The following is a 25,263-nucleotide window of genomic DNA, read 5'->3' on the forward strand; positions in this document are numbered from 1 at the left end:
GGGCCGGGCCTGCCCGCCCGGCCCCTCGACCGGTGGGACACCGCGTGTCCCACCTGATTTCTCTACGGGAGAGAAGAAGCAAATGTATCGAATCACTGCGCGCCGGTCCGGCGCGAGAACGCACACCCGCCGCACCCTCACCGGCGTGGTCGTCGGCGCCCTGGCCGTCTCCGGCCTGATCGCGGGGACCGGTCCTGCCTCCGCCGCCCCGGCGCAGGTGTCGGGCGCGTCGTTCGCGTGGGGTCTGAGCGGTGAGCAGGGAGGTGGCGCGTTCTTCGGAGGGTGCAACTTCCTCTCCGCCGGAAAGGCCGGGAACACGGGGTCGAGCCGTCTGTGGACCCAGTCGGACGGCTTCTACGCGACGCACGACGGCGATGTCACGGTCGAGAAGCCGGACAGCGCCGGTGCCTGGGCCGAGCCGTCGTGGGCGACCAAGTGCCAGGACCCCAACGGCACTGCCGTGTCGGCGGGTTCGACGACCTCGCTCACGCGGAACCGGGTGGTGTTCCACAACGGGACCGGCACGGTGGACCGTTCGGCGGGTACGGCGACGATCCACTGGCAGGGGTCCTTCACGTCCGTCTTCTACGGCGGTCTGACGTACTGGTCCGCCACGGACCCGACGTTGACGGTGAAGGCGGACGGTACGGGGACGCTCACCGCGACCGCCTCCGGCTATGGCGCTGACATGAACGACCCTGGGAAGTGGGTGCCGTTGCCCGCGACGACGGTGACGCTGGCGAACCTGAGTCACGTCGAGTTGGGGGAGTCGGGCTTCACGGTGACGCCGGACTACCTCGGTGTGGCGGTGTCGGTACCTTCCGGTACCACCGGTCAGCCCGCCAAGTCCGCTGCGAACGCGCCGTATTGGGGTGCGTTCCCGCAGAGCTTCGTGGACTTCCAGCAGTCGACGGGTCAGTCCTCGTACTGGTTCACCTCCGGTGGCGCGCGTGACGCGGCCAAGCCCGCCACCCCGCTCAGCGTCTCCTACACCGCGGCGGCGGGCGGTGACGACCCGGCGCCCTCGGAAGGGCAGCAGACCATCACGGCCACCGTGCCCGAGCAGGCAGGTGAGTTCACCTGGACCATCGACGGCACCGACCACGCCGTGACCCTGACCGACGCCGTCAACAAGGGGGCGTACCTTCGGTCCACCGGTGATCTGAAGCCGGTCAAGGTGACCGACACGCGCGCCGGAGCCCCCGCCTGGTCCGTCTCCGGTCAGACCGGCGACTTCACCGGCGGGCTGTCCGGCAAGTACCTCGGCTGGACGCCCTCGGTGCTCGCCGACGGCGCCGGGGCGCACGCCGGTGCCGCCGTGGCGTCCGGCATCGACAGCGGTGCGGGGCTGACCGGGTCCGCCGTGCTCGGCTCCGCCGACGCCGGGCACGCCAAGGGCACCGCGACCCTCGGTGCCGCGCTCGATCTGCGGCTGCCCGCCACCACCGAGTCCGGCACCTACACCACCACCCTCACGCTGACCGCGCTGAGCTGACACCCCTCACACCAGCACAACTCCCGGCACGGGCAACCGCCTTCACCCGCTGTGCCCGTGCCGGGCAGGCACCACGTCGCGAGCGGCCGGACCCGGCTCACCCCCCACGGCGCGGCCGGCCGTTCGACGACGGAGAGAACCATGAACCGAAGACCCGCCACACCCGCGCCGCCCCGTCTCCTCCTCCCGCTCCTCCTCGCCGTGGTACTGACGGCGCTCACGGTCCTGCTGGGCACCGCCACGAACTCCTGGGCCGCACCGCCGAGTTCGCCCGGCGCGATCTCCTGGGGAGCGGCACCGGCCGACAGCCACGTCGGCAAGGGGCGCAGCCGGTTCGTCTACCGTCTCGCCCCCGGCGCCCGCGTCACCGACGCCCTCTCCGTGGTGAACCGCGGCGACAGCACGATCCGCCTCCGCGTCTACGCCAGTGACGCGTTCACCACGCCCAGTGGCGGTCTCGACCTGCTCGCCGGTGACAAGAAGCCCCGTGACGTCGGCTCCTGGATCACCATGAAGTCGACCACGCTCACGCTGAAGAGCCAGCAGTCCAAGACCGTGCCCTTCACGCTCAGGGTCCCCGCCGACGCCACCCCGGGCGACCACTCCGGCGGTGTGGTGACCTCGCTGATCACCAAGTCCGAGGACGGCACCGTACGCCTCGACCGCAGGCTCGGCGCGCGCCTCTACCTCCAGGTCACCGGCCCGCTCAAGCCCGCCCTCACCGTGAGCCGACTGCACGCCGACTACGCGGGCACTCTCAACCCGCTCGGCGGCGGCAGTCTGCGGCTCACCTACACGGTCACCAACACCGGGAACACACGGCTGAGAGCCCGCCAACTCGTCCAGTCCGACGGGTTGTTCGGGCTGATCAGACAGAGCGCCCCCGTCGGCGACCTGCCGGAGATCCTGCCCGGCGACTCGCTCACCCGTACCGTCACGGTGAAGGGCGTCTGGCCCGCCGTCCGGCTGAACGCCGGTCCGGTCCTGGAGCCGGTCGCCTCCGACGGCGACGGCACACCCGTACGGGTCGCCCCGGCGATGGCGAGTGAGTCCGTGTGGGCGTGGCCGTGGGGTCAACTCCTCGTGCTCGCCGCCCTCGTGGCGCTCGCGGGCGGATACGTGCTCCTGCGCGGGCGCCGCAGGCGCAAGGTGGAGGAGGCTGTCTCCGCTGCCGTGGCCAAGGCGCTCGACACCGCGAGAGACACAGCCTCTCCGGACTCGCCGGACAGTCCGCGCGACTGAGGGGTCAGCCGCGCGGATCGTCCAGGCGCAACAGCCACACCCCCAGCAGGGTTTCGAGCGCTTCCGCCTCGGCGGGGCTCAACAGGCCCACCAATTGACGCTCGTTGCGCATGTGGTCGGTGAACGCCTCGTCGATCAGCTTGCGTCCGGGTTCGGTAAGGGCGACGATCCGGCCGCGCTGGTCGTCGCCCGAGCGGCGCCGGGTGACGAGTCCGGCGCGCTCCAGGCGGTCGATCCGCTTCGTCATCGCGCCCGTGGTCACCATGGTGTGCGCGGCGAGTTCGCCGGGCGCCCGCTCGTAGGGGGCACCCGCGCGGCGCAGCGCGCACAGCACGTCGAACTCGCCCTCGCCGAGGCCGTATCGGCGGTACACCAGACACAGTTCCTCGGTGAGCCGGTCCGCCAGCCGGTGCAGTCGGCCGATCACGCCCTGCGGGGAGACGTCGAGGTCGGGGCGCTCACGGCGCCACTCCTCCTGGATGTGGGCCACACGGTCCACGGGGTGCCGGTTCTCCATGCCACGGTTCTCCATGCCTCCACTTTAGCTTCCCGGGAAGTTATATTGGCTTCCATGGAAGCTAATGCGCGCTGGGTGGCGCTGACCGCGATCGCACCGGTGGCGTGGGGGACCAACTACTTCGTCACGCACGAGTTCCTGCCGCCGGACCGCCCGCTGTACGGGGCCGCGCTGCGGGCGCTGCCCGCCGGTCTCGTCCTGCTGGCCCTCGCCCGCAAGCGCCCGCACGGCGCCTGGTGGTGGCGGTCGGCCGTCCTCGGGCTGCTCAACGTGAGCGTGTTCTTCGTGCTCGTCTACGTCGCCGCGCAGCTCCTGCCGACGAGCGTGGCGTCGACCGTCATGGCGGTGTCGCCGCTGACGATGATGCTGATCGCCTGGCTGCTGGTGGGGGAGCGTCCCCGAGGTGCCCATCTCGCCGGTGCCGTGACCGGGCTCGCCGGGGTGTGCCTCCTGCTGCTCACCGGTGCGGAAGCCGTGAGCCTGCCCGGAGTCGGGGCGTCCGTCGCCGCCATGCTGGTGTCGTCCCTCGGCTACATCCTGGCCAAGCGGTGGAGCACCGGCACCGGTGGCCAGGCGGGCACCGACGTACTCGCCTCGACAGCCTGGCAGCTCACCGCCGGAGGGCTGATGCTGCTCCCGGCCGCCGTCGCCGTGGAGGGGACGCCGCCCGTGCTCTCCGCACCGGCGATCCTCGCGTTCGGCTATGTCGGGCTGATCGCCACCGCGCTGGCCTGCGTCGCCTGGTTCACGGGGCTGCGGCGTCTGCCCGCGGGCACGGTCGGGCTGGTGGGGCTGCTCAATCCCGTCGCGGGCGTGCTGCTCGGCACGCTGGTCGCCGCCGAGGCGCTGACCGTACAGCAGTGGGGCGGGCTGCTGCTCGTCCTGGCCGGAGTCGTGCTCGGGCGTCCCTCCCGTACGGCGGACCGGGCGCCGAAGTCCCGCCCCGCCTCACGGAGTTTGCGGCGCCCCGAGCGGCTCAGCCGTCCAGATTGCTGAGGAATTTCCGGGCAGGGACGAAGAAGGTCACCCCGGTCACCGCCCGCGAATAGTCCAGGATGCGGTCGTGCAGTGGCGGCGGGTCCCCGATGAACATGCGCTCCATCATTTTCTCGATGACCCACAGATGCCGCGAGTAGCCGATGAAATACGTGCCGAACTCGCCCCGGCCGGGATGGGCGAAGGGCATGTTGTCGCGCAGGATGTCGTGCTCGCCCTCGGCGTCCTGGATGGTGCAGAGGGTCTTGTGCGACTTCTGGCCCTCAGTCGCGTCGGGCAGTTCGATGTTGTCGAACTTGGTGCGCCCGATGACGGCTTCCTGGGTCTCCGTGGTCTGCGACCGCCAGGCGGTCAGGTTGTGCAGATACTTCTGGATGACCACGTAACTGCCGCCCTCGTAGGCGGGGTCCTCCTCGCCGACGAGCGTGGCCTCCGGCAGGTCCAGGCCGTTGGGGTTCGCCGTGCCGTCGACGAATTCGAGAAGGTCCCGGCCGTTGTAGTAACGGAAACCGGTGACGTCATCCACCGCCGTCACCGAATCGCCGAACGCCTCCAGCAGGATCTTCTCGAATTCGATGACCAGATCGACCGAATCACAGCGAATGTGGTAGAGAAGATCGCCTTCGGTGGCGACCGCGGTGTGCTGGGCGCCCCGGACCTCCTGGAAGGGGCGGAGTTCCTTCGGCAGCGGTTTCCCGGTCAGTGGTTCCCAGACGTGGTGGGAGATGCCGACATTGCAGGTGAAGACCGAGGAATTGACCTGCTGGATCTGGATGTCCTTGACGAGGTCGTCCGTGCTCGCGACCACGGAGCGCGCCTTGTCCATCGCCTGCTCGCCGGAATTGACGGTGAGGACCAGGAACGCGGCGGCGGCGGTGAGCGGCGCGTCGATGTACTGCGGCTCGGTGTCGAGGGCGTGCTTGGCGGCGGCGGATCGTGCGTTCTGCGAGGCGGAGTAGTCCATTGGCCTCTCCCGGTGAGCGTCGTGCGGCTGTCACGGTGCTGTGCGTGGTCACCCCGACGCCGTTCGTGACGGGGCGATCCGGCCAGACCAGCATCGGACACGCGACGGCGCTTCGCCACCGCCCGCCCGTCAGCGCCCCTGGAGGGCGCGGTGCAGGGCGGCGACGGTCCACACGAGCGGGCGGCGCGCGCCGAGGGCGACCTGAGCCGCGTTGGCACCGGGGGCGCCGTGCACCCCGCCGCCGGGATGCGCGGAGGACGAGGCCAGATACAGACCCCGGATCGGCGTCTCGGGGCGCCCGGTGCCCGGGATCGGACGGAAGACCGCCTGCTGGTGCAGATTGGTGGTGCCGCCGTTGAGGGCGCCCTCGTTCAGATTGGCGTCGGCCGCCTGGAGCGAGGGCGGTGCCAGGACGCGCCGGTTCAGGATGCGCTCGCGGAAGCCCGGCGCGTGCTCCTCCACCCGCTGCTCGATCCGGTCCGCCATGATCTCGCGCTCCGCCGCGTCCCAGTTCCCCTTGAGCGGACCGCCCTCCGCCGCGTCACCGCGCGGGTCACGGGGCAGATGGGTGTACGCCCACGCGGACTCGGTGCCCGCGGGCGAACGCGTCGGGTCGGCGGTGGTCATCTGGCCGAGCAGCAGGAAGGGGCGGTCCGGGACGAGCCGCATGGCGATCTGCGCCGCGAACCGGGTCAGGTCGTCGACGCTGTCGGCGATGTGGACCGTCCCCGCCCGCCCCGTCTCCTCGGCCTTCCACGGGATCGGGCCGCTGAGCGCCCAGTCGACCTTGAAGGTGGCGAAGTCCCACTGGAAGCGCTCCATGTCCGAGCGGACCCGCTCCGGCAGATGCTCGGGCGCGACCAGAGCGCCGTACAGGTCGGGCGCCGACACGTCGGCGAGGACTGCGCGGCGCGCCGGGATCGCGTCGCCGTCGGCCGTGCGCACTCCGAGGGCACGGCCGTCGTGGACGACCACCTGGGTCACCCGCGCGCCGCAGCGGATGACGCCGCCCCGGCGCTCCAGCCTGCTCTGCAGCGCGCGGGTCAGGGCGCTCGCGCCGCCGACCGGCACCGGGAAGCCGTACGTCTGCCCGAGCATCGACATGATCCAGCCGAAGCCCGCGCCGCCCGCCGATTCCGGGCCCAGGTCGGCGTGCAGGGCGGTGCCCGCGACCAGCAGCCGCGCCGCCTCGCTGTCGAACTCCTCCTCGCCGAAGCGGCGCACGGGCAGCAGCAGGCTCCGCGCGAGCTGGAGGCTTCCGTGGGCCCGCATCCGCAGACCCAGCGACACCAGCGGCTTCACCGGCGGCATCGTGGCGAAGATGGCGCCGAGCAGGTCCTTGCCCGCCCGGTCCCAGGTCTCGCACAGCGCCTGCCAGGACCGTCCGTCGCCGTCGGCGAAGCTGTCCAGGTTCTCAGCGGTGACCTCACGGTCCCGGTCCAGGACCGCGCAGCGCCCGTCCGGCAGCGGATGGGCCAGCACCGTCGGCGCGTGGGACCAGCGCAGCCCCTCCTCCTCAAGGCGCAGGCCCTCGATGACCGGGGAGGCGGCGGCGAGCGGATAGAAGGAGCTGAAGATGTCGTTGACGAAGTCGGGGTGCACGCCGTGGTCGCTGCGCACCGCGCCGCCGGGCGTGTCCGCCGCCTCCAGCACGGTCACGCTCCAGCCGTGGTCGGCCAGTACGTTCGCCGCCACCAGCCCGTTGGGTCCGGACCCGATCACCACCGCGTCAGTCATGACCCGCCTCCCCGCTCGCCGAGGACCGCGCGGGCGAGGCGGCGCCCTTCTCCCCGCGCGCCCTCGGATGCGTCTCCTCCACCACCCGGGCCAGCCGCGCGAGCATGCCCCGGTGGCGGAGCTGGATCACCGCGTCGAGCAGGGTGTTGTGCAGCCGGTTGCCCAGTCCGCTCAGCGGATGCTCGTCCACGATGACGAGCGTGTTCTCGCCCCAGGGACGGATCTCGAAGGCGATCCGCGCGCTGCCGATCCCGCTGCGCGCCTCCAGCTCCAGATACTGCGGCGGATCGAAGCGGCGGACCACGGTGTATCCCTCGGCCACCCGGGGACCGAGCGGGATCGTGTAGGAGAGGGACGAGCCGAGTTCGGGCCAGTCGCCCTCGCGGGGAGCGGTCTCGGCGGTGCCGACGACCCAGTCCGCGTAGCGGTAGGGGTCCGCCAGCACGCTCCACACGTCGGCGGGCGCGCGTTCGATGAGCTGGTACCGGATCGCCACGGTCTCCTCCTCGCGGACGGCGCTGCGTTCCCGGGTGCCCGAGTAACCCCGTGGGTACGGCTCACACGCCGCGCCCCCGGGCCGTACGGGTCAGTCGAATGCCTCGCGCAGGGCGGACAGCAGCGTCTTGCGCGACCAGTCGATGAAGTCCGGCTGGGTCTCGCCGCCGATCTGCACCAGGGCGACCTCGGTGAACCCGGCGTCCACGTACGGCCGTACCGCCTCCACGAACGCCTCCGGGTCGTCGCCGCACGGAATCGAGGCGGCGACGTCCTCGCGGGTCACGAACTGCGTGGCCGAGGCGAAGGAGTCCGGGTGCGGCAGCTCGGAGTTGACCTTCCAGCCGAGCCCGAACCAGCGGAACTGGTCGTGCGCGCGGTCGATGGCCGCCTCGCGGTCGGGACCGTAGCTCACCGGGAGCTGCCCGACCCGGGGCTTGCCCGCGCCGCCGTGCCGGTCGAAGGCGTCCAGCAGCTCCTTCTTGGGCTCCGTCGCGATGACCAGGTCGCCCAGATGCCCGGCCAGCGTGCACGACTGCTCGCCCGAGACGGCGATGCCGATCGGCGGCGTCTTCTCCGGCAGGTCCCACAGCCGTGCCGACTCCACGTCGAAGTACGTGCCGTGATGGGTGACATGACCGCCCTCGAAGAGCGCGTGGATGATTTCCACCGCCTCTTCCAGCATCTCGTGCCGCACGTCCACGGCGGGCCAACCGCCGCCGGTCACATGCTCGTTGAGGTTCTCGCCCGAACCGAGCCCCAGCCGGAACCGGCCCTCGGCGAGGAGTTGCAGAGTCGCTGCCTTCTGCGCCACGACCACCGGGTGGTAGCGGACCGTCGGGCAGGTCACGTACGTCATGAGCGGGATCCGCGAGGTCGCCTGCGCCGCCGCGCCGAGCACCGTCCACGCGTAGGGGGCGTGGCCCTGCGAGCGCAGCCACGGGAAGTAGTGGTCGGAGGTGACGGAGAAGTCGAACCCCGCCTCCTCGGCGCGGACCACATGGTCCACCAGTTCCCGGGGTCCGGCCTGTTCGGTCATCATCGTGTATCCGATTCGCACCATAGATGCCCGAGTCCCCGCTCTCGCTCACGGAAAACAGACGGGAGCGGGCCGAATCGACCCGGCCCGCTCCGGCAGGGGGACGCGGTCACACCTGGGGCGTGAACCGCTCCCAGACCCGGTGACCGCCCAGCAGGGTCAGGATCTGCTCCAGCACCTCGGTCGCGTTCGCGCCGGTCACCACGCCGGGCGCGTCCTGCGGAATGCCCGCCGCGCGCAGCGTCTCCTCGGCGCCGTTCCAGCCGCCCAGCGCCTTGCCGTGCCGGAACGCCTCGTCCAGCAGCAGCGCCACCCGGGGATCGACCCCGGTGCCGTCCGCGCCGCCCGCCTTCGCGTCACGGGCGCCGTAGGCGTCGTCACCGACCGGGGCGGGTCCGGCGAGGAGCACGGCGTCGAACTCGGTCGAGCGCGTCGTGGCGTACGAGCGCTGCACCGTCAGCGGATCGCCGTCGGCGGGCAGCTCGCCGCCGGTCGGGGCGACGATCAGCGGGACGACGTCCGCCGCCAGGGCCGCCTTCTGCACCGCGCGCACCGACTCCGGGTCGGAGTCCGGACCCGCGACGATCCCGATGACCCGCCCGTCCACCGGCCAGACCCGCCCCACCTGCGACAGCGCGGGCGACGGTTCCACGTCCGCGAGCGGCACCGTCGGCTCCGGGACGGGCAGCCCGAGACCCTCCGCCACGCCCGCGCACAGCTCCGGGTCGATGTTCGCGAGGACCTGGAGACCGCGCTCCTTGATGGCTTTCTCGTAGCACTTGCCCAGCTCGAAGGTGTACGCCGCGACGATGTGCTCCTTCTCGACCGGGCTCATGCTCAGCCAGAACCGGCGCGCCTGGCTGAAGTGGTCCGCGAAGGTCTCCGGCGCCTCGCGCACCTTCTGCCCCTCGGGCACGGTCACCGGGGTCTCCACATAGGCGTGCTGCGCCTGACCGGCCAGGAACGGGCAGCCGCCGTCGAGGGAGTTGGGCCGGTAGGCGGCCACACCCGTGTGCACGGCCGTCTGGTGCATCCCGTCGCGCAGCATGTCGTTGACCGGCGCCAGCGTGCGGTTGACCGGGATCTGCGCGAAGTTGGGACCGCCCAGACGGCTGATCTGGGTGTCCAGATAGGAGAACAGCCGCCCGGTCAGCAGGGGGTCGTCGGTCACGTCGATGCCCGGCACCAGATGCCCGGGGTGGAAGGCGACCTGCTCCGTCTCGGCGAAGTAGTTGACCGGGTTGGCGTTCAGCGTGAGCAGCCCGATCGGCTGCACGGGCGCCAGCTCCTCGGGCACGAGGTTGGTCGGATCGAGCAGGTCGATGCCCTCGAAGGTCTGGTCCGGTGTGTCCGGGAAGGTCTGGATGCCCAGCTCCCACTGCGGATACGCGCCCGCCTCGATGGCGTCGGCGAGGTCACGCCGGTGGAAGTCCGGGTCCATGCCGCAGATGAGCTGCGCCTCCTCCCACACCAGGGAGTGCACGCCCAGCCGGGGCTTCCAGTGGAACTTGACGAGGGTGGTCTCGCCGTCGGCGTTCCGCAGGCGGAAGGTGTGGATGCCGAAGCCCTCCATCGTCCGCAGGGAGCGCGGCAGACCCCGGTCGGACATGTTCCAGAGGGTGTGGTGAGTGGCCTCGGTGTGCAGGGTGACGAAGTCCCAGAAGGTGTCGTGCGCGCTCTGCGCCTGCGGGATCTCCCGGTCGGGCTGCGGCTTGCCCGCGTGGATCACGTCCGGGAACTTGATCGCGTCCTGGATGAAGAACACCGGGATGTCGTTGCCCACCAGGTCGAACGTGCCCTCGTCGGTGTAGAACTTCGTGGCGAACCCGCGCGTGTCGCGCACCGTGTCCGCCGAGCCGCGCGAGCCGAGCACGGTCGAGAAGCGCACGAACACCGGCGTCTCGACGCCCTCCTGGAGGAAGCCCGCCCGGGTCACCCCGGAGGCGTTCCCATATGCCTGGAACACACCATGGGCGGCGGCACCCCGTGCGTGCACCACACGTTCCGGGATCCGCTCGTGGTCGAAGTGGGTGATCTTCTCGCGCAGATGGTGGTCCTGGAGCAGCACAGGACCGCGCGCGCCCGCCTTCAGCGAGTGATCGGTGTCGTACAGCCGATTGCCCTGGGCCGTGGTCAGCCACTCGCCGTCCTGCTCCCTGAGGTCCCGTTCGGCTCCGCTCGGGCGGCCGGTGGGACCGACCGTGGGAGGCGCCGTCTGGTCGGGCTGGGCGGGCGGCGGTCCGGTGGGCTCGGTGGGTTCGTCGAACGAGGGACGGTCGACCCCCGGTCCGCTCAGGACGTCGGCGGCCGACTCGGGGGGTCGCTCGCCCGGGGTCTTCGAAGCGCCGCTGTCCTGCCCGTCGTTCCGCTGGTCGTTCCGGTCCTGCATCGCGGCCTCCCAGGTTGTCGTCCGCGTCGTGAAGCGTCCGTTCGCGTGCCGTCGGCGGGGAGCCACGGGGGGTGGACCGCACCCGTCGACAGGATCGCGTGTTCCGTCAGGCCGGCGAGCGGTACGCGCACGGCGCCCGCCCTCGCCGTCCGTACGGGTTTCCATCCGACGGGCGCCCACACACGCTCGCGCCCCGATTCCGGAAAAGCGGCGCGAGGAGGTCCGGGAGCGCGGTGTGCCGTGACCCGTCCGGCACGGGCCACGGCACACCGGGCGTCAGCCGCGCGGGAAGGCGTCAGTCGCGCGGGAAGGCGTTGAGCAGCGGCAGTCCCGCGGCGAAGCGGCGCACCTGCTCCACGATCAGCCGCTCGGCACGCGGCCGGAACGCCGCGGAACCACCGCCGACGTGCGGAGTGATCAGCACGCCCGCGGCGTGGCGCAGCGGATGACCGGCGGGCAGCGGCTCCGGGTCGGTCACGTCGAGGGCGGCGCGCAGCCTGCCCCGGGCGGTCTCCGCGAGCAGCGCGCCGGTGTCCAGGGTGCGCCCGCGCCCCACGTTGACCACCAGCGCGCCGTCGGGCAGCGCCGCCAGCTCCTTCGCGCCCAACAGCCCTTCCGTCTCCGGCGTTTCGGGCAGCACGAGGACGACGATGTCGGTCGTGCGGAGCAGTTCCGGCAGCTCCGAGACGGAGTGCACGTCCTGCTCCGGGCGGGCCCGCCGCGCGACCCGGGTGACCTGGGCTTCGCAGGCCAGCAGGCGCTGCTCCAGGGCGGCGCCGATCGAGCCGTAGCCGACGATCGTGACCCGCGCGTCCGCCAGCGAGCGGGTGAAGTGCGGCTCCCAGCGTCCGGCGGTCTGGTCGGCGGCCCACTGCGGCAGATCGCGCTGCGCGGCCAGGATCAGCCCGAGCGCGTGCTCGGCGGTGGAGGCGTCGTGCAGCCCGCGCCCGTTGTGCAGATCGACGCCGGGCGGCAGCAGCGGGAGCAGCTTCTCGACGCCCGCGCTCAGCGACTGCACCGCCTTGAGGTTCGGCAGTGCGGGCAGCAGCCGTACGGCGTCAGGAACGGCGTACGGCATGACCCACAGGCCGACGCGGGCGAGCGTCTCCGCGTCCGGCTCGCTGTCGGGCGTCACCCCGTCCCAGACGTGCGTCCGCACGCCCTCGGGCCAGGCGCCGTGGCCGCGGTCCAGGTCGGGCCAGGGGAGAAGCACGTCGGTGGCGGAGTCGTGCACAGCTCTGGTCAACGGGGTCTCCTTCTCGTACGGTTCTTCCCGTCCAGTGAAACACTTTCCACCTCACGGAAAACAGGGGGTGCAGGAATGACAGCGACGTCACCTGCCACCGAGACCGCGGTGCCCGAGGCGGCGCCCACCGGGTTCTGGCGTTCGGCGCGCGCCCGGTATCTGATGCCGGTCGCCTTCGTCACGTACTCGCTCGCCTACCTCGACAAGTCGAACTACGCGATCGCCTCGGCGGGCGGCATGGCGGACGAGCTGCATCTGTCGGCAGGCACCGACTCCTTGATCGCCGCGTCCTTCTTCCTCGGCTACTTCTTCTTCCAGATACCCGGCACGATCTACGCCGAGCAGCGCAGCGCCCGCCGACTGGTCGCCTGGTCCACCGTGACCTGGGGCGTACTCGCCGTGATCCAGGGCCTGTTGAGCAGCCCGGCGCAGCTCGTCGCGGTGCGCTTCGCGCTCGGGGTGGTCGAGGGCGCGGTCCTGCCCTCGATGGTGATGCTGCTCAGCCGCTGGTTCACCCGCGGCGAGCGCGGACGCGCCAACACCGTGCTCATCCTGGGCAATCCGGTCACCGTGATGTGGCTGTCCGCCGTCTCCGGCTGGCTGGTGTCGGTCTCCGACTGGCGGGTGATGTTCGTCGCCGAGGGCGTCCCCTCGATCCTGTGGGGTCTGGCGTGTCTGTGGCTCATCAAGGACCGCCCCGAGCAGGCGAAGCTCCCCGAGTCCGAACTCCGTCACCTCGAAGCCGACCTGGCCGACCAGCGGGCCACCGCCCAGCCGGTCGCGGGGACGCTGCGCGAGCAGTACGCGAGCGTCGCGCGCTCCTCCCGCGTCCTCCTCATGGCCGCCCAGTACTTCTTCTGGTCCTTCGGCATGTACGGCTTCGTCTTCTGGCTGCCCGCCATCATCAAGAAGGGCTCCGGCGAGGGCATCGGCGCCACCGGACTGCTCACCGCCATCCCCTACGCCTGCGCGGCCGCCGCCATGCTCTTCAACTCCCGCCTGTCCGACCGCAGCGGGCGCCGCCGCGCCGCCGTCTGGCCCTGGCTCGCGGGCGGCGGACTCGCCCTGCTCGCCTCCTACGCGGCCGGTGACGACTTCCCGCTGGCCCTCACTCTGCTGGTCGTCGCGGGACTGTGCCTCTACGCCCCCTACGGCCCCTACTTCGCCCTCGTCTCCACGCTCGCCCCGCCCGGCGTCGCGGGCGCCGCCGTCGCGCTGGTCAACTCCTTCGGCGCGCTCGGCTCCTTCGCCGGGACCTACCTGGTCGGCTGGGTGCGCGGCACGGACCTCGGCGACGCGGGCGCCTTCGTCCTGATGGCGGTCTGCGCCCTGATCGCGGCGGCCCTCACCCTCGCCGTCCCCGAGCCGAGGACCGCCGCCGTCCGGCCCGCCCCGGTACGGTGATCATCCAAGCGGCTGCCGGGCCACCCGCCCCGGCAGTCGCCCGGAGGGCCCGCCCCCCCCAGAGATCGCCCGCCCCCAGAGCCTGCCCGCCCCAGAGAACCGCCCCACCACGGAGGACCACACGGTGACCACACCATCCGGCGACGACATGCTGGGCCGGGGACTGCGCCTGCTGAGCGTGCTCGCCGAGCACCCCGCGGGACTCGGTGTGAGCGCCGCCGCCCGTGCCGCCCGGCTCCCCGTGAGCAGCGCCCACCGCATCCTCGGCCGCCTGGTCGAGGAACGCTTCGCCACCTACGACGAGGATGCCCGCCGCTACGCGCTCGGTTCCCGCGTCCTCGAACTCTCCCGGGGCTTCCAGCGCTCCGCCGCCGGATACTCGGCCGCCGCCGGACCCATGGGCCGCCTCGCCGCCCGCACCGGACTCCCCGTCATCGCGGGCGTCCTCGACGGCGCCGACGTCCTCCTCGTCCTCACCGTCCAGGGCACCCAGCACCTGCAGTTGCGCAGCGCCGAGGGCACCCGCAACCCCTGGCACGCCACCTCCCTCGGCAAGGCGCTGGTCGCCCAACTCCCCGAGGCGGAACGGGAGGAGCTGCTCAAGGGTCCCCTGCCCGCCGTCACCCCGCGCACGGTGACCGACCCCGGTCTGCTGCGCGCCGAACTCGCCCGGGTGCGCGAGCGGGGCTGGGCGGAGGTGGACGAGGAGAACGAGATCGGCGTCCGCTCGCTGGCTGCCGCCCTGCCCGGCGCGTCCCGGCGCGGTCCGCTGCTCGCCGTCTCCCTCGCCGCCACCGTCATCCTCACCGAGGCAGACCAACTGCGGGAGCAGGCAACGGCGTTGACGGAGTGCGCCGAGGACATCGCCGCCCGCATGGCGCCCTGACCGAAAACCCCCTGCCCGCAGGCGCTTTGACCGCAAGACCCCGGACGCACGAAGGCCCCCGCACGAGGCGGGGGCCTTCGTCATGGCCGGGACCGACGCCCACGAGGACGCCGCTCCCGGCCGGGACACCCGGTGATCAGGTGCGGTAGGCGTAGAACGCCGCCGTCGGGTACGACGCGACGAGGGACGCCACCGACCTGTTGTAGGTGTTGGTGGAGTGGTACGTCACGTACGGCACGCCCTGGGCGTCCCGCTTGGTGACGATCATCGAGTGATCCTTGGACCCGTCCTTGTTGAAGTCCATCTGGATCACGTCACCGATGTCGGCCTGGAACACGTTGGCCAGCGGGGTGACGCGCTTCGAGGACAGGGCGAACCAGGAGAACTCGTTCACACCGATGAAGGAGTCGGACTGGATGTCCTTGGTCCCGAACCACTTGTGGAAGTCGTCCGTGGAACCCGGGACGTGCTTCCAGCCGCCCGCCTTCAGGGACTGGCTGACGAAGTTGGTGCAGTCGCCGCCGGCCCCCTCCCCGTTGAAGTCGGGGTACTCGGTGTTGTAGTTGTTCCAGTACTTCGTGGCGTACGCGACCATGGCCTTGTAGTCGTAGCCCGACGCCGTCATGTTCTTCGGGTTCGCGGGCGCGGGCCGCGTCGTGGCCGCCTTGGGGGCGTCCGGCGGGCCGTCGTCGGCGGCGGTGGCCGGCTTGGCGACCTCCGGCTTGGCGACCTGGTTGACCGCCAGATAACCGTCGTCGGTGTCCTTGACGTCGGTGAGCTGCCAGTTGCCCTCGCGGTCCGCCTTGAACGTCAGCTCGTGGTGGGCCTGGAAACCGGTGGTCTTCGGCTGGTTGGCCTCGACCTTCTTGTAGGTCAGGGAGGTCGTCTCGGTGACGTCCACCGTGGCGCGGCGGCCCTTGACCTGCGTGGCGTCCAGCTTCACGCTCGTGCTGCCCGCGCTGTACTGCTCGCCCAGCTTCGCCAGGCGGTCCTTGCGGCCGCGCAGCTCGGTGAGCGCCGACTTCTCCTGCCGCGTCTGCGTGCCCGACATCCGCACGTCGCCGGAGAACCGGTGCGTGCGCTGCTGCGGCGCGCTCTGCGTGGTGCCACCCACCAGGGCCTGCGTGCGGTCGGTGAAGACCGCGTCCGCCAGCTTCTGGAAGGTCGCCTTGGTGGCCGCGTCCACGGTCGGATCGTCGACGACCGCCGCTCCCGCACTCCAGTTGGGCACGAGCGCGACGCCCGCGACCACCGAAGCGGCAGCGGCCGACACTATGGCGGCACGGCTGCGCTTACGGCTCAGTTTTCTCGACTTCAATGATGATCCCCTCTACTCCGGTACACAGACCGGGACTCCGGTTACAGAGACCGGGCGAACGCATCTTCGCATGCCGCATGTGACGGGTGTGAAGAAGGTGTGCACAAGTGGAACCAGACCGTTTCAAACGTCACTTGACGACCGCGGACCAGTCCGGCGACTGCGCCGGGTCCAGGCTGCGGAGGTTCGCCAGCGTCTCGGGCGTCTGCGCGTCCATCCAGTCCGCCATCTCCTTGAAGGACACGCACTTCACGCCCTTCTTGGTGCAGACGTTCTTGATGACCTGGTCGATCGACTTCATGTAGATGCCGCCGTTCCAGTCCTCGAAGTGGTTGCCGATGAACAGCGGCGCACGGCTGCCGTAGTACACGCGGTTGAAGCCCGCCATGTACGAATCCACCGTCTGCTGCTCCCACTTGGGGTACTCGGCGGGGTCGCCGTGGGTCTCGCCCTTGGACTGGTTGTAGAGGAAGTTGAAGTCCATCGACAGACCCTGGAACTTGCCCGACTCGTACGGCAGCATCTGCAGCGGGAAGTCCCAGACGCCGTTCTTCTTCGTCGGCCAGATCTGGAAGTCACCGGCGGAGCTGGCGTCGTAGCGCCAGCCGAGCGGCTTGATGGCCTTCAGCAGGTTCGCCTGGCCCTCCAGGCAGGGCGCCCGGCCGCCGGTGACCTCCTTCTTGAAGTCGAAGGGCAGCGGCGCGATGTCCTTGTAGCCCGTGTTGGTCTTCCAGTTCTCCACGAAGGAGTAGAACTGGTCGATCTCGCTGCGCCACTCCTTGACGCTCCAGTCGCCGCCGCCCTTGGCGCCGCAGAAGTGCCCGTTGAAGTGCGTGCCGATCTCGTTGCCGTCGTCGTACGCCTTGCGCAACTGCTCCAGCGTCTCGCGTATGTGCTCGTCGGTCGCGTAGTCGATGGCCGCGGCGCCCACGCCGTGCTGCGGCGGGTGGTAGAGGTCCTTCTTCGCCTTCGGCAGCAGATAGATGCCGGTGAGGAAGAACGTCATGTGGGCGTTGTACTCCTTGGCCAGCTCCCGGTAGTGCGAGAAGAGATGGTCGCTGCCCTCCAGCGCGCCGTCCCAGGAGAAGACGACGAACTGGGGCGGCTTCTCACCGGGCTTGAGCCGGACAGCCTTCAACTCACCCTTCTGCGGACCGGTGTAGGACGTGGACCCGTCGCCGAGCACCTTCGTCCTGCCGTCCCACTGCGGCTCCTTGGCCGTGTCGGGCTGCTTGGCCGAGGAGGCGGCCGAGGCGGTGCCGTCCTCGTGGGCCAGCAGCAGATAGCCCCCGACAGTGGAGCCGGCCACCAGCAGCAGGGCCAGGGCGAGGGCGCCGGGCCCCACGGCGCGTTGCGGGGTGGTGCGTTCCTTGCGGCGGCGGCCTGAGCTCGACTTCATACGGACTCAATCTCCGGTGCGGGTGCGGGTGACAAGTCGGGGGGAGGGGGCGGCCGGTGACGGCCCTCGGGATCAGCCGGTTCCCACGGCGCTCGACCAGATGCCGAACGGCACGCTGTCGGCGGTGGTGCCGGCCACGCCCTCGAGAGGCAGTGGCTCCAGGCTCTCGGACAGGTCGATGCGGTAGACGACGACGGCCGTGGACACCGACTTGAGGCTGCCCGTGTACCACAGGGCGGTGTCCTTGTCGGTGGTGCCGTCCTTGCCGGCCGCCGGGGTGGTGGCGGCCGCCGTGGGGTGCGCGGCGCGGAAGTTGTCCGCGAGCGCCTCGTTGACCTGCTGGGCCACCTCAGGGCGTACCGCCCGGCGCCGGTCGGGGGCGGTCAGCGGGACCTTGGCACCGTTGCGGGTGATGCGGCGCACCGAGTACGGCTCGGTGTGCACCCCGCTGCCTGCGAAGGTGGCGTACCCGCTGGCCATGCGGATGGCGCTGGGCGTGGAGTTGCCGAGCGACAGCGCGGGCACCTGCGGTCCGATGCTGGAGGAGAGCAGACCGGCGCGCTCTGCGGTCGAGGTCACCGCTTTGAGACCGGTGTCCATGCCGAGCTGCATGAAGGGGGTGTCCACCGACTTGGCCAGCGCCTGGCGCAGACTGAGCTGCCCGTAGGACTTGTTGCCGTCGTTGTGCGCGGCGACCTTGCGCCCGCTGCGGTCCCAGTACGGACCCTCGGGCGTGGTGACGGGCACGCCGTCGTCGCCGTTGTAGACGGAGTCCGGACCGACCGGGGTGCGGGTGCCCTCCCGGGTCTTCATCACGCCGTGCTCCAGACCCGCCGCGTAGACGAACGGGGTGAAGGCCGAACCGGCGGGCACCGTCGTCGCGTTGGACTCGTTGTAGCCCTGCTTGCGGTGGTCGGGTCCGCCGTAGACGGCGACGATCCGGCCGTCGGTGGCCACCGAAGCCGCGCCGTAGTGCGCCGACTTGGCGCCCTTCGGGTCCTTCTTCGCCGCCTCCTCACGCGCCTTGGTGACGGCTGCCGTCAGCTTGCTCTCCCGCTCGCGGTCGAAGGTGGTGTAGATCTGGTAGCCGCCGAGGTCGAACTGGCGGGCCGAGATGTGCGCGGACTTCTTCGCGTACTGCGAGGCCAGCTCGACCAGGTAGTCGCTCTGCTTACCGGTGTCGTAGACCTGCGCGGTCTTCAGCGGCTCGGGGAACTTGGTGTACTTGGCGCGCTCGGCGGGGGAGAGCTTGCCGATCTTGACCATGCGGTCGAGGATCCAGTTCCAGCGCTCCACGGCGCGGTGGTGGTTGGCCTTGCTCAGCGTGGGGTCGTACAGACCCGCGCCCTTGAGCAGCGAGGCGAGCATGGCCGCCTCGCTCGGGTTGAGCTTGCTGACGTCCTTGCCGTAGTACGCCTGCGAGGCGCGCTGGATGCCGTAGGTGCCGCGCCCGAACCAGCTCGTGTTGAGGTAGCCCTCGAGGATCTTGTCCTTGCTCATCCGGTTGTCGAGCTTGAGGGCGATCATGGCTTCGGTGATCTTGCGGCTGACCGTCTGGTTCTGGGTGAGGTAGACGTTCTTCACGTACTGCTGCGTGATGGTGGAGCCGCCCTCGGTGTCGCCCTCGCCGATCGTGCGCCAGACCGCGCGGCTGATGCCTTTGACGGAGATTCCGGGGTCGGTGTAGAAGCTCTCGTTCTCCGCGGCGAGGACCGCCCAGCGCACGCCCTCGGGGATGTCCTTGAGCGGCATCGCCTGTCGGCGCACCCAGCCGGTACGGGCCATCGGGGTGCCGTCGGACCAGAAGTAGACGTTGTCCTGCTGGGTGGCGTACGTGTTGAGGTTGGTCGGGATGTCGGTGGTCGCGTAGGCGACGGTGAGGAAGAGACCGGTCAGACCGACGGTGCTGAGGAAGGCGGCGAGCCACTGGCGCCAGGAGGGTATCCAGCGCCGCCAGTCGTCGCGTCCGGGGCGCGGATAGACCGGCCGCAGACGGCGGGCGTAGGGGGCGGCCTTCTCCGCGTAGGGGGCGAGGGCGCGGGTGACGGGGGCGAGCGCGGCGAGCACGGGGACCGTCACGACGGCGAGGCGTCCGGTCGGCTTCTCGGCGCGGCGACCGGGGGTGGCGGCCCCGGCTGGCTTGGTCTCCCGGTCCTTCGGGGCAGGGGGGAGGGCGAGCTGCATCGTTTCGTCGGACGGCGGCGAGACGATCTTGAGCTGCATGGTCTCGTCCGGGCGGATCGAGGCGACCCGGAGCTGCATGGTGGCCTCGGGCTCGAAACCGGGCTTGCCCGTGGTCGCACCGCCCGTGGTCGTTCCGCCCTCGTCCGTCGTCTCCGAGGCGTCGCCGGACACCGGCGTGTCGTCCTGGTCCGCCGGGGCGGCGTGGTCGGTGTCCCGCCCCTTGCGTCCCCACGACCGCTTCGACGCCGCGCGCCGTCCGTGCCCCCGCCGGCCGCCGTCCCTGGCGTCCGCCCCCTGCCCTGCCTCGGTCACGACAGAGTCTCCTCCCCGCTCGGTGGTGCTCGCGAGGGCAGACGCACTGGGCGGACCCGGTGACCGGAACTACGGCACCGGTGCCCTTTTTCTTTCCCCCTGGTCCTACATCTGCTCGCGAGCTTCACAAATTATCAGCTCATACTTTCGAGCCCAGGGGGTCAGGGTCTGTTACGCGTCGAAGGGCGCCGGGTATGTGATCGAAACGGTCGGGATGTAATTGGCAGGAGCATGACCGCGCATTGTGTGAGGGATGAACGACCTGCCCCCGGCTTTTGCGCGACGGCACTGGAAGACACCGCCCGCGCCCGCTCGGAGACGTTCCGTCCGTCACAACCGGAGTGCTCAACTCCCGTACAGAGCTTGCCGGATGATGTGCGACACTCGATGATCGTCAGCATTCATCCGGCCAATTTCTTGCGACGGAGTCCGCCATGACGACCGGCACCCCCGACCCTCGGCAGATCGACACCGGCGTGGCTCATCCGGCGCGCGTGTACGACTGGCTGCTGGGTGGCAAGGACAACTATCCGGTGGACGTCGCGGTCGGGAAGATGCTGCCCCCGGAAGCGCGGGACGGCGCCCGGCAGAACCGCGCGTTCATGCACCGCGCGGTCGCCTGGCTCGCCGGACAGGGCGTCGACCAGTTCCTGGACATCGGCAGCGGTATTCCCACCGAGCCGAACCTCCACCAGATCGTGCAGCGCGTCGTCCCGAGCGCCCGGATCGTCTACACCGACAACGACCCGCTCGTCCTCCGGCACGCCGAGGCGCTGCTCACCGGTCGCCCCGAGGGCGCCACCGACTATGTGCAGGCAGACGTCCGCGACACCGGCACCATCATCGAACGCGCCCGCCGCACCCTCGACTTCGACCGCCCCGTCGCCCTCTCCCTGATAGCGCTGCTCCACTTCCTCGGCGACGACCAGAAGCCCGGCACCCTGGTGGCGGACCTCCTCGCCGCCCTCCCCTCCGGCAGCCACCTCGTCCTCTCCCACGCCTCCTCCGACATCTACCCGGAACTCTCCGCCCAGGTGACGGAGGAGTACGCCAAGGGCGGCATCAAGCTCGCCTTCCGTTCCCGCTCCGAGGTCCTGCGCTTCTTCGACGGGCTGGAACTGGTGGACCCGGGGCTGGTGACGGCACCCGAGTGGCACCGGGGAGCGGAGGCTCCGGAGGAAGAGGGGAGCGGAATCTATGTGGGGGTGGCGCGGGTTCCGTAAGGCGCAGGGGCTCCGGTGGCTGCTCCTGCCGCCGGTCGTGACGGGCTTCAGTCCTCCCGCGCCCAGGGGCGCAGCTTCTCCGGGTTGCGGACCACCCAGATCCGGGTGACACGGTCGTCCGAGACGTCGAACGCCGCCACGGTCAGGACGACGCCGGACCGGCGGGCCACCAGTCCCGGCACCCCGTTGACCGACCGTTCGAGGAGTTCGAGCCCCGGAGCCCGGTCCGCGATGGCGAGCATGTACTGGGCGATGCGCGCGGCGCCCTCGACCGGGTGCAGAGCGGCACCGGCCAGTCCGCCGCCGTCGGCGGTCATGACGGCGCCGGGGTCGAGAAGGGCGACGAGAGCCGTGATGTCCTTCGCCTCCCACGCCTCTTTGACGCGCCGGACCATGTCGGCGCGGTCGGTCGCCCGTGCGGGAATCCGTGTGGTGCCCACGCGGCGCCGGGCCGAGGACGCGAGCTGCTTGCAGGCGGCGGGGGTGCGGTCGAGGACGGCCGCTATCTCGGCGAAGGGGTAGCGGAAGACGTCGTGCAGGACGAACGCCACCCGCTCGGCGGGCGTCATCGACTCCAGCACGACGAGGAACGCCATGGCCACCGACTCGTCCAGGACGATCTGGTCGGCGGGATCGGCGGCGTCCGTCCCGTCCCACTCGGTGCGGTCGGGCAGCGGTTCGGGCAGCCAGGCGCCGACATAGCGTTCACGCCGCGCCCGCGCGGAGCCGAGCAGGTCCAGGCAGATGCGGCTGGTCACCGTCGTCAGCCAGGCGCCGGGCGACACGATCTCCTCCTGGCGGCCCGGCGGCAGCCCGTACCAGCGGGCGTAGGCGTCCTGCACGGCGTCCTCGGCCTCGCTCACCGAACCGAGCAACCGGTAGGCGACATTGATCAGTTGACGCCGCTCGCCGGTCGTCCCGTCCGTGTGACCCCCGACACTCCCCATGCTTCCGGCAGCTCCCTCGCCTTACCTTTCGCGGGTCCGCGTCGTCGGACCGGTGAGACCTTATCGACCGACCCACCTGCCCGAGGGCGGAAAAGGGGACCGTGACATGGCCACCGACGCGACGGCGACACCCACCGCACAGCGCACCTCCTCGTTCCTGCGCACCGCGATCGCCCTGCAGACCCTGACCATCTTCCTCCAGGCGGTCTCCGCCGGACTGCTGCTGACCTCCTCCTACGGCGAGACCCTCCACAGCATCGGCGCCCGGGTGATGTACGCCGCCTCGATGCTCTACGTCCTCGCCGCGGTCCTCGCCTGGAAGCCGGGCGGCGGCTCCCTCCGCCCCGTCTGGCACGCCACCGGCTTCCTCACCCTCGCCTCCCTCCAGGTCGCCCTCGGCATCGCCCACGTCCCGTCGGTCCATCTGCCGCTGGGGGTGCTGATGTTCGGGCTGAGCCTGGTGGCGTTGGTCCGGCGTTAGTTCTCTCGCTAGTTCCCTCGCGAGTTTCCTCGCGGGGCGACGCCGAGCTGTACGCGGTGATGGCGCGGGGTGTCGATCTCGTCGAGGAGGGCGAGGGCGAAGTCCTCGGGTGTGATGCGGGCGTCCGGATCGGCGGGGGAGAGGCGGTAGCCGCCGGAACGGGGGCCGTCGGGGGCGAAGTCACCGGCCGGGCTGACGACGATCCAGTCCGGTGCGGCGGGGGAGTCACGAAGTACGGCAGCTCCGGCGGCGTGGGCGAGGGCGAAGGGGCGGTACTGCGGTGGGAAGGTCGGTGCGTCCAACAGCCGTGTGCCGTCCGGGGTTTCGAGCAGAGCCGCCAGACCGACGACGACCAGTCTGCCCACTCCCGCTCGCGCCAGGCCGTTGACGAGCGCACGGGCGGCGGCCTGAAAGAACACGTCGGCAGGGGAGCCGGCGTCGTACGCGGCATGGATCGCGGCGCTGTGACCGGCAGCGAGACGAGCCACCGCGTCCGGGTCGGTCACGTCACCGGATCGCCATCGCGCCGCTCCCAACTCCCTCTGCCCGTCCGGGTCTCGGACCACCGCCGTGACCCGGTGCCCCCGGCGTGACGCCTCGCCGACAGCCGCCCGGCCGATCCGTCCACCCGCCCCGAAGACGATGACCTCGCTCACGCCCGACCACCTCACCTCGTCGGACACCGCTCTCTACGGCACCCCTCTGGCAACGTAGTCGGACCCCTGGTTACCTTCCGGACACCACGTCCCGCGCTACCGTGACCCCGTGACCGAACCCCTGGATCCGGACATGTTCGACCCGCTCTGCCCCTCCGGTCTGATGCCGTTCCGGGTGGGGGACAAGTGGGCCGGGATGATCGTCCGGTGCCTGGAGGGCGGACCCCGGCGCTTCTCCGAACTCCGGGTGCCGCTGCGGGACATCACGGCCAAGGTGCTGACGCGGTCGCTGCGGGCACTGGAGCGGGACGGGTTCGTGATCCGTACGGTCCATGTGGGGCCCGCCCGGGACGTGCGGTACGCGCTGACCCCGCTCGGGCGGAGCCTGCTGCCCCTGCTCGACGCGGCCCGCGTCTGGGCGGAAGGTCATCTGGACGAACTGCTGGACGCGCGTGAGGGGCTGGGTCTCAGCCCGCCGTCACCAGCTCCACCGGATGACCCGGCTCCCCGGTGATGAACTCCAGCAGGCGCGCGGCTTCTTCGGCGACCGCCTCCTTGTCCCGCTCGGGTACGTCGGTGAACAGGGTGACGGTCAGGCGGGTTGTCGCGCGTTGGCGTTGCGTTTTCCATACTCCGGCGACGAAGCCGTCGAGCAGGACTGTGGGGAGGACGCGGCCGCCGGGGCGGAAGACGTGGGGGCGGTAGGCGTCGGGGATGACGCGGGTGCGGTCGTGGTGGGAGAGGAGGAGGTTGTCGTACTCGGGGAGGAGCCGTGCCGGGGCGGGGGTGTCGGCGTGGGGGAGGGGCGCGTCCGGGAGGTCGAGGAGTTCGATGCCGTTCTCGTCCCGAAGAACCGTCAACTCCCCGTGCATGCGCTTCAGTACCGCTGACATGCCCGTGAGCCCCGACCACACCTGGATGTCCTTGGCATTCGCCGGGCCGAACGCCGCCAGGTAGCGGCGCACCAACTCCTCGGGCTCCTCCGCGTCGTGGCAGGCGGCGCCCAGCCAGGCGTCCGCCGTCACGTAGGTGGCGCTCGATCCCGAACCCCAGGTTCCACCCGGCGGCCGCTGCACCACGGGCAGTTCGCAGCGCAGTGAGATGTAGGCGAGGGCGGAGGCGTCGCGGTCGGGGTGAGACTTCAGCAAGGCCTCGCCGAGTTCGCCCAGCGCGTGCGGGTGTTGGTCCAGCAACTCGCGCGCTGCGGAGGCGAGTTCGTCGAAGTCCAGCCCTTCCGCCCGCTTGCCCATGAAACCCCGCATCGCCTTGACGAGGGCGGGGCGCAGCGAGGTGCGCAGCCGTAGGTAGTCCTCGGCCGTCAGGACCTGGAGCGTGGCCCGGAGCAGGGTGGCCCGCACCACCTCGCGGCGCTCCATCGGACCGGTGAGGTCCGCCTTGTCGAACCCGTCGAGCCGCGACCACAGGCCGACGTAGGGGGCGTTGGCCACCTGCGCCTGGAGGGCCACCAGTCGGCCGAGCGCCTCGGACACGGACCGCTCGTCCCGGCGCAGCAGCAACTGGCGTTGCAGAGTCGCCCTGTTGAGCTGGCGGTTGGTCACGGCCCTGTCGCTCATCGCCTTGCCCCACTTCCTTCCGTGCGCCACGGTGGAACGGTCTTCGCGGCCATCCCATCACAGGCCGCGTCACCCCACCGGTCTCCGCGCACCCTCACGGACCGGTTTCAACTTAGGTAAGCCAAACCTAATGTCGACTACCATGCAGCTCACCGCACCGATCCCGGGAGTCCGCTTGTCCCAGACCATCGACACGACCGCGCCCCACCCCGCCGGTACCGACGGATACGTGGAGCTGGGCTCCAAGGAGGAGCTGCGGACCCTGCTGGGCGAGCCGTTCCCGCTCGTCATCGACAAGGTCCACGGCCAACTCGACGACCAGGACCGGGACATCCTCGCCCGCTCGCCCTTCTGTCTGCTCGCCACCTCCGACAGCCGGGGCAACTGCGACGTCTCGCCGCGCGGGGACGGACCCGGCTTCACTCACGTCCTCGGGCCCTCGACCCTGGCCATTCCCGACCGGCTGGGCAACCGCAGGGCCGACAGCTTCCACAACATCCTGGAGAACCCGCACGCCGGACTGCTCTACCTCGTCCCCGGCGGCACGGACGTGCTCCGCGTCAACGGCCGCGCCCGCATCCTGACCGACGCGCCGTTCTTCGACGCGATGACCCGCGACGGACGGCGCCCCCTGCTCGCGCTCGTCCTCGACATCGACGAGATCTATCTGCACTGCCCGCAGTCGCTGCGCCGTTCGGGGGTGTGGAACCCGGACACCTGGCCGGCGCGCTGACTCCGGGGGAGCGGTTCCGCGCCGGG

General features: G+C 70.9%; 22 protein-coding genes. 9 read left to right on the plus strand and 13 right to left on the minus strand.

Translation table 11 applies throughout. The features are described 5' to 3' along the window. Window positions 1-82: 82 nt before the first annotated feature. Both IF655_RS20200 and IF655_RS20205 read left to right on the plus strand, forming a co-directional pair. Window positions 83-1,495: an HtaA domain-containing protein gene (locus tag IF655_RS20200; RefSeq protein ID WP_199586352.1), complete on the plus strand. Its 1,413-nt coding sequence runs from the start codon at window positions 83-85 to the stop codon at window positions 1,493-1,495. A 141-nt stretch (window positions 1,496-1,636) separates the two neighbouring features. Then, entirely contained in the window at window positions 1,637-2,737 is a 1,101-nt protein-coding gene (locus IF655_RS20205) for a WxL protein peptidoglycan domain-containing protein (protein ID WP_199586354.1), read from the plus strand. A gap of 4 nt (window positions 2,738-2,741) precedes the next feature. Here IF655_RS20205 and IF655_RS20210 read toward each other — a convergent pair whose 3' ends face one another. Next, the gene (locus tag IF655_RS20210) at window positions 2,742-3,254 is read right to left on the minus strand and encodes a MarR family winged helix-turn-helix transcriptional regulator (RefSeq protein ID WP_199586499.1); all 513 of its coding nucleotides are present in this window, start codon (window positions 3,252-3,254) and stop codon (window positions 2,742-2,744) included. 54 nt (window positions 3,255-3,308) lie between these two features. Here IF655_RS20210 and IF655_RS20215 point away from each other — a divergent pair, with 54 nt between their 5' ends. Beyond that, a complete protein-coding gene (locus IF655_RS20215; RefSeq protein WP_199586356.1) occupies window positions 3,309-4,250 on the plus strand; it encodes an EamA family transporter in 942 nt (313 codons plus the stop codon). On the opposite strand, the gene IF655_RS20220 is transcribed toward IF655_RS20215, so the two are convergent. The 6 genes from IF655_RS20220 to IF655_RS20245 form a co-directional block, all read right to left on the minus strand. Next, window positions 4,231-5,214 (minus strand): Dyp-type peroxidase, encoded by a 984-nt coding sequence (locus tag IF655_RS20220; protein ID WP_206776191.1) that lies wholly within the window; start codon window positions 5,212-5,214, stop codon window positions 4,231-4,233. The genes IF655_RS20215 and IF655_RS20220 overlap by 20 nt on opposite strands. A 129-nt stretch (window positions 5,215-5,343) precedes the next feature. After that, window positions 5,344-6,951 (minus strand): NAD(P)/FAD-dependent oxidoreductase, encoded by a 1,608-nt coding sequence (locus tag IF655_RS20225; protein WP_199586358.1) that lies wholly within the window; start codon window positions 6,949-6,951, stop codon window positions 5,344-5,346. Beyond that, complete coding sequence (locus IF655_RS20230) at window positions 6,944-7,447, minus strand: SRPBCC family protein (RefSeq protein ID WP_199586360.1); 504 nt, start codon at window positions 7,445-7,447, stop codon at window positions 6,944-6,946. Before IF655_RS20230 ends, IF655_RS20225 begins: the two co-directional genes overlap by 8 nt. Window positions 7,448-7,537: 90 nt before the next feature. Further along, window positions 7,538-8,509, minus strand: a complete 972-nt coding sequence (locus IF655_RS20235) for an LLM class F420-dependent oxidoreductase (RefSeq protein ID WP_199586361.1) — start codon at window positions 8,507-8,509, stop codon at window positions 7,538-7,540. Between the two features lie 85 nt (window positions 8,510-8,594). Continuing rightward, window positions 8,595-10,874 carry a catalase gene (locus IF655_RS20240; protein ID WP_199586363.1) on the minus strand — a complete coding sequence of 760 codons (2,280 nt, stop codon included), beginning with the start codon at window positions 10,872-10,874 and terminating at the stop codon, window positions 8,595-8,597. A gap of 295 nt (window positions 10,875-11,169) precedes the next feature. Continuing rightward, window positions 11,170-12,120, minus strand: a complete 951-nt coding sequence (locus IF655_RS20245; RefSeq protein WP_206776192.1) for a 2-hydroxyacid dehydrogenase — start codon at window positions 12,118-12,120, stop codon at window positions 11,170-11,172. A 75-nt stretch (window positions 12,121-12,195) separates the two neighbouring features. On the opposite strand from IF655_RS20245, the gene IF655_RS20250 reads away from it, so the two are divergent. After that, complete coding sequence (locus tag IF655_RS20250; protein WP_206776193.1) at window positions 12,196-13,524, plus strand: MFS transporter; 1,329 nt, start codon at window positions 12,196-12,198, stop codon at window positions 13,522-13,524. 124 nt (window positions 13,525-13,648) lie between these two features. Further along, window positions 13,649-14,410: an IclR family transcriptional regulator gene (locus IF655_RS20255; RefSeq protein WP_307814980.1), complete on the plus strand. Its 762-nt coding sequence runs from the start codon at window positions 13,649-13,651 to the stop codon at window positions 14,408-14,410. A gap of 136 nt (window positions 14,411-14,546) precedes the next feature. Here the strand turns inward: IF655_RS20255 and IF655_RS20260 are convergent, their stop codons facing one another. The 3 genes from IF655_RS20260 to IF655_RS20270 form a co-directional block, all read right to left on the minus strand. Beyond that, window positions 14,547-15,662, minus strand: a complete 1,116-nt coding sequence (locus IF655_RS20260) for an amidase domain-containing protein (protein ID WP_199586504.1) — start codon at window positions 15,660-15,662, stop codon at window positions 14,547-14,549. Window positions 15,663-15,858: 196 nt separating this feature from the next. Beyond that, a complete protein-coding gene (locus tag IF655_RS20265) occupies window positions 15,859-17,127 on the minus strand; it encodes a hypothetical protein (RefSeq protein ID WP_199586365.1) in 1,269 nt (422 codons plus the stop codon). Window positions 17,128-17,199: 72 nt separating this feature from the next. Beyond that, window positions 17,200-19,623 (minus strand): transglycosylase domain-containing protein, encoded by a 2,424-nt coding sequence (locus IF655_RS20270; protein ID WP_374100308.1) that lies wholly within the window; start codon window positions 19,621-19,623, stop codon window positions 17,200-17,202. A 434-nt stretch (window positions 19,624-20,057) separates the two neighbouring features. On the opposite strand from IF655_RS20270, the gene IF655_RS20275 reads away from it, so the two are divergent. Beyond that, window positions 20,058-20,846, plus strand: coding sequence for an SAM-dependent methyltransferase (locus tag IF655_RS20275; RefSeq protein WP_199586368.1), 789 nt, complete (start codon window positions 20,058-20,060; stop codon window positions 20,844-20,846). Between the two features lie 47 nt (window positions 20,847-20,893). On the opposite strand, the gene sigJ is transcribed toward IF655_RS20275, so the two are convergent. After that, window positions 20,894-21,793, minus strand: a complete 900-nt coding sequence (sigJ, locus tag IF655_RS20280; protein WP_199586370.1) for an RNA polymerase sigma factor SigJ — start codon at window positions 21,791-21,793, stop codon at window positions 20,894-20,896. A 106-nt stretch (window positions 21,794-21,899) separates the two neighbouring features. On the opposite strand from sigJ, the gene IF655_RS20285 reads away from it, so the two are divergent. Next, the gene (locus tag IF655_RS20285; protein ID WP_199586372.1) at window positions 21,900-22,274 is read left to right on the plus strand and encodes a hypothetical protein; all 375 of its coding nucleotides are present in this window, start codon (window positions 21,900-21,902) and stop codon (window positions 22,272-22,274) included. A gap of 8 nt (window positions 22,275-22,282) precedes the next feature. Here IF655_RS20285 and IF655_RS20290 read toward each other — a convergent pair whose 3' ends face one another. Further along, the gene (locus tag IF655_RS20290; protein WP_199586374.1) at window positions 22,283-22,930 is read right to left on the minus strand and encodes an NAD(P)-dependent oxidoreductase; all 648 of its coding nucleotides are present in this window, start codon (window positions 22,928-22,930) and stop codon (window positions 22,283-22,285) included. Between the two features lie 109 nt (window positions 22,931-23,039). On the opposite strand from IF655_RS20290, the gene IF655_RS20295 reads away from it, so the two are divergent. After that, a complete protein-coding gene (locus IF655_RS20295) occupies window positions 23,040-23,444 on the plus strand; it encodes a helix-turn-helix domain-containing protein (RefSeq protein WP_199586376.1) in 405 nt (134 codons plus the stop codon). On the opposite strand, the gene IF655_RS20300 is transcribed toward IF655_RS20295, so the two are convergent. Then, entirely contained in the window at window positions 23,398-24,504 is a 1,107-nt protein-coding gene (locus tag IF655_RS20300; protein ID WP_199586378.1) for a winged helix DNA-binding domain-containing protein, read from the minus strand. The two genes, IF655_RS20295 and IF655_RS20300, sit on opposite strands and share 47 nt — an antisense overlap. Before the next feature lie 175 nt (window positions 24,505-24,679). Between IF655_RS20300 and IF655_RS20305 the strand changes: the two genes are divergently transcribed. Beyond that, entirely contained in the window at window positions 24,680-25,237 is a 558-nt protein-coding gene (locus IF655_RS20305; protein ID WP_199586380.1) for an MSMEG_1061 family FMN-dependent PPOX-type flavoprotein, read from the plus strand. Window positions 25,238-25,263: the final 26 nt, after the last annotated feature.

This window comes from Streptomyces sp. DSM 110735 (assembly GCF_016482685.1).
GTDB lineage: Bacteria > Actinomycetota > Actinomycetes > Streptomycetales > Streptomycetaceae > Streptomyces.

Coding starts and splice junctions, on each gene's coding strand:
- IF655_RS20200 (WP_199586352.1), top strand. CDS start 83: ATGTATCGAATCACTGCGCGCCGGTCCGGCGCGAGAACGCACACCCGC.
- IF655_RS20205 (WP_199586354.1), top strand. CDS start 1,637: ATGAACCGAAGACCCGCCACACCCGCGCCGCCCCGTCTCCTCCTCCCG.
- IF655_RS20210 (WP_199586499.1), bottom strand. CDS start 3,254: ATGGAGAACCGGCACCCCGTGGACCGTGTGGCCCACATCCAGGAGGAG.
- IF655_RS20215 (WP_199586356.1), top strand. CDS start 3,309: ATGGAAGCTAATGCGCGCTGGGTGGCGCTGACCGCGATCGCACCGGTG.
- IF655_RS20220 (WP_206776191.1), bottom strand. CDS start 5,214: ATGGACTACTCCGCCTCGCAGAACGCACGATCCGCCGCCGCCAAGCAC.
- IF655_RS20225 (WP_199586358.1), bottom strand. CDS start 6,951: ATGACTGACGCGGTGGTGATCGGGTCCGGACCCAACGGGCTGGTGGCG.
- IF655_RS20235 (WP_199586361.1), bottom strand. CDS start 8,509: ATGGTGCGAATCGGATACACGATGATGACCGAACAGGCCGGACCCCGG.
- IF655_RS20240 (WP_199586363.1), bottom strand. CDS start 10,874: ATGCAGGACCGGAACGACCAGCGGAACGACGGGCAGGACAGCGGCGCT.
- IF655_RS20250 (WP_206776193.1), top strand. CDS start 12,196: ATGACAGCGACGTCACCTGCCACCGAGACCGCGGTGCCCGAGGCGGCG.
- IF655_RS20265 (WP_199586365.1), bottom strand. CDS start 17,127: ATGAAGTCGAGCTCAGGCCGCCGCCGCAAGGAACGCACCACCCCGCAA.
- IF655_RS20275 (WP_199586368.1), top strand. CDS start 20,058: ATGACGACCGGCACCCCCGACCCTCGGCAGATCGACACCGGCGTGGCT.
- sigJ (WP_199586370.1), bottom strand. CDS start 21,793: ATGGGGAGTGTCGGGGGTCACACGGACGGGACGACCGGCGAGCGGCGT.
- IF655_RS20285 (WP_199586372.1), top strand. CDS start 21,900: ATGGCCACCGACGCGACGGCGACACCCACCGCACAGCGCACCTCCTCG.
- IF655_RS20300 (WP_199586378.1), bottom strand. CDS start 24,504: ATGAGCGACAGGGCCGTGACCAACCGCCAGCTCAACAGGGCGACTCTG.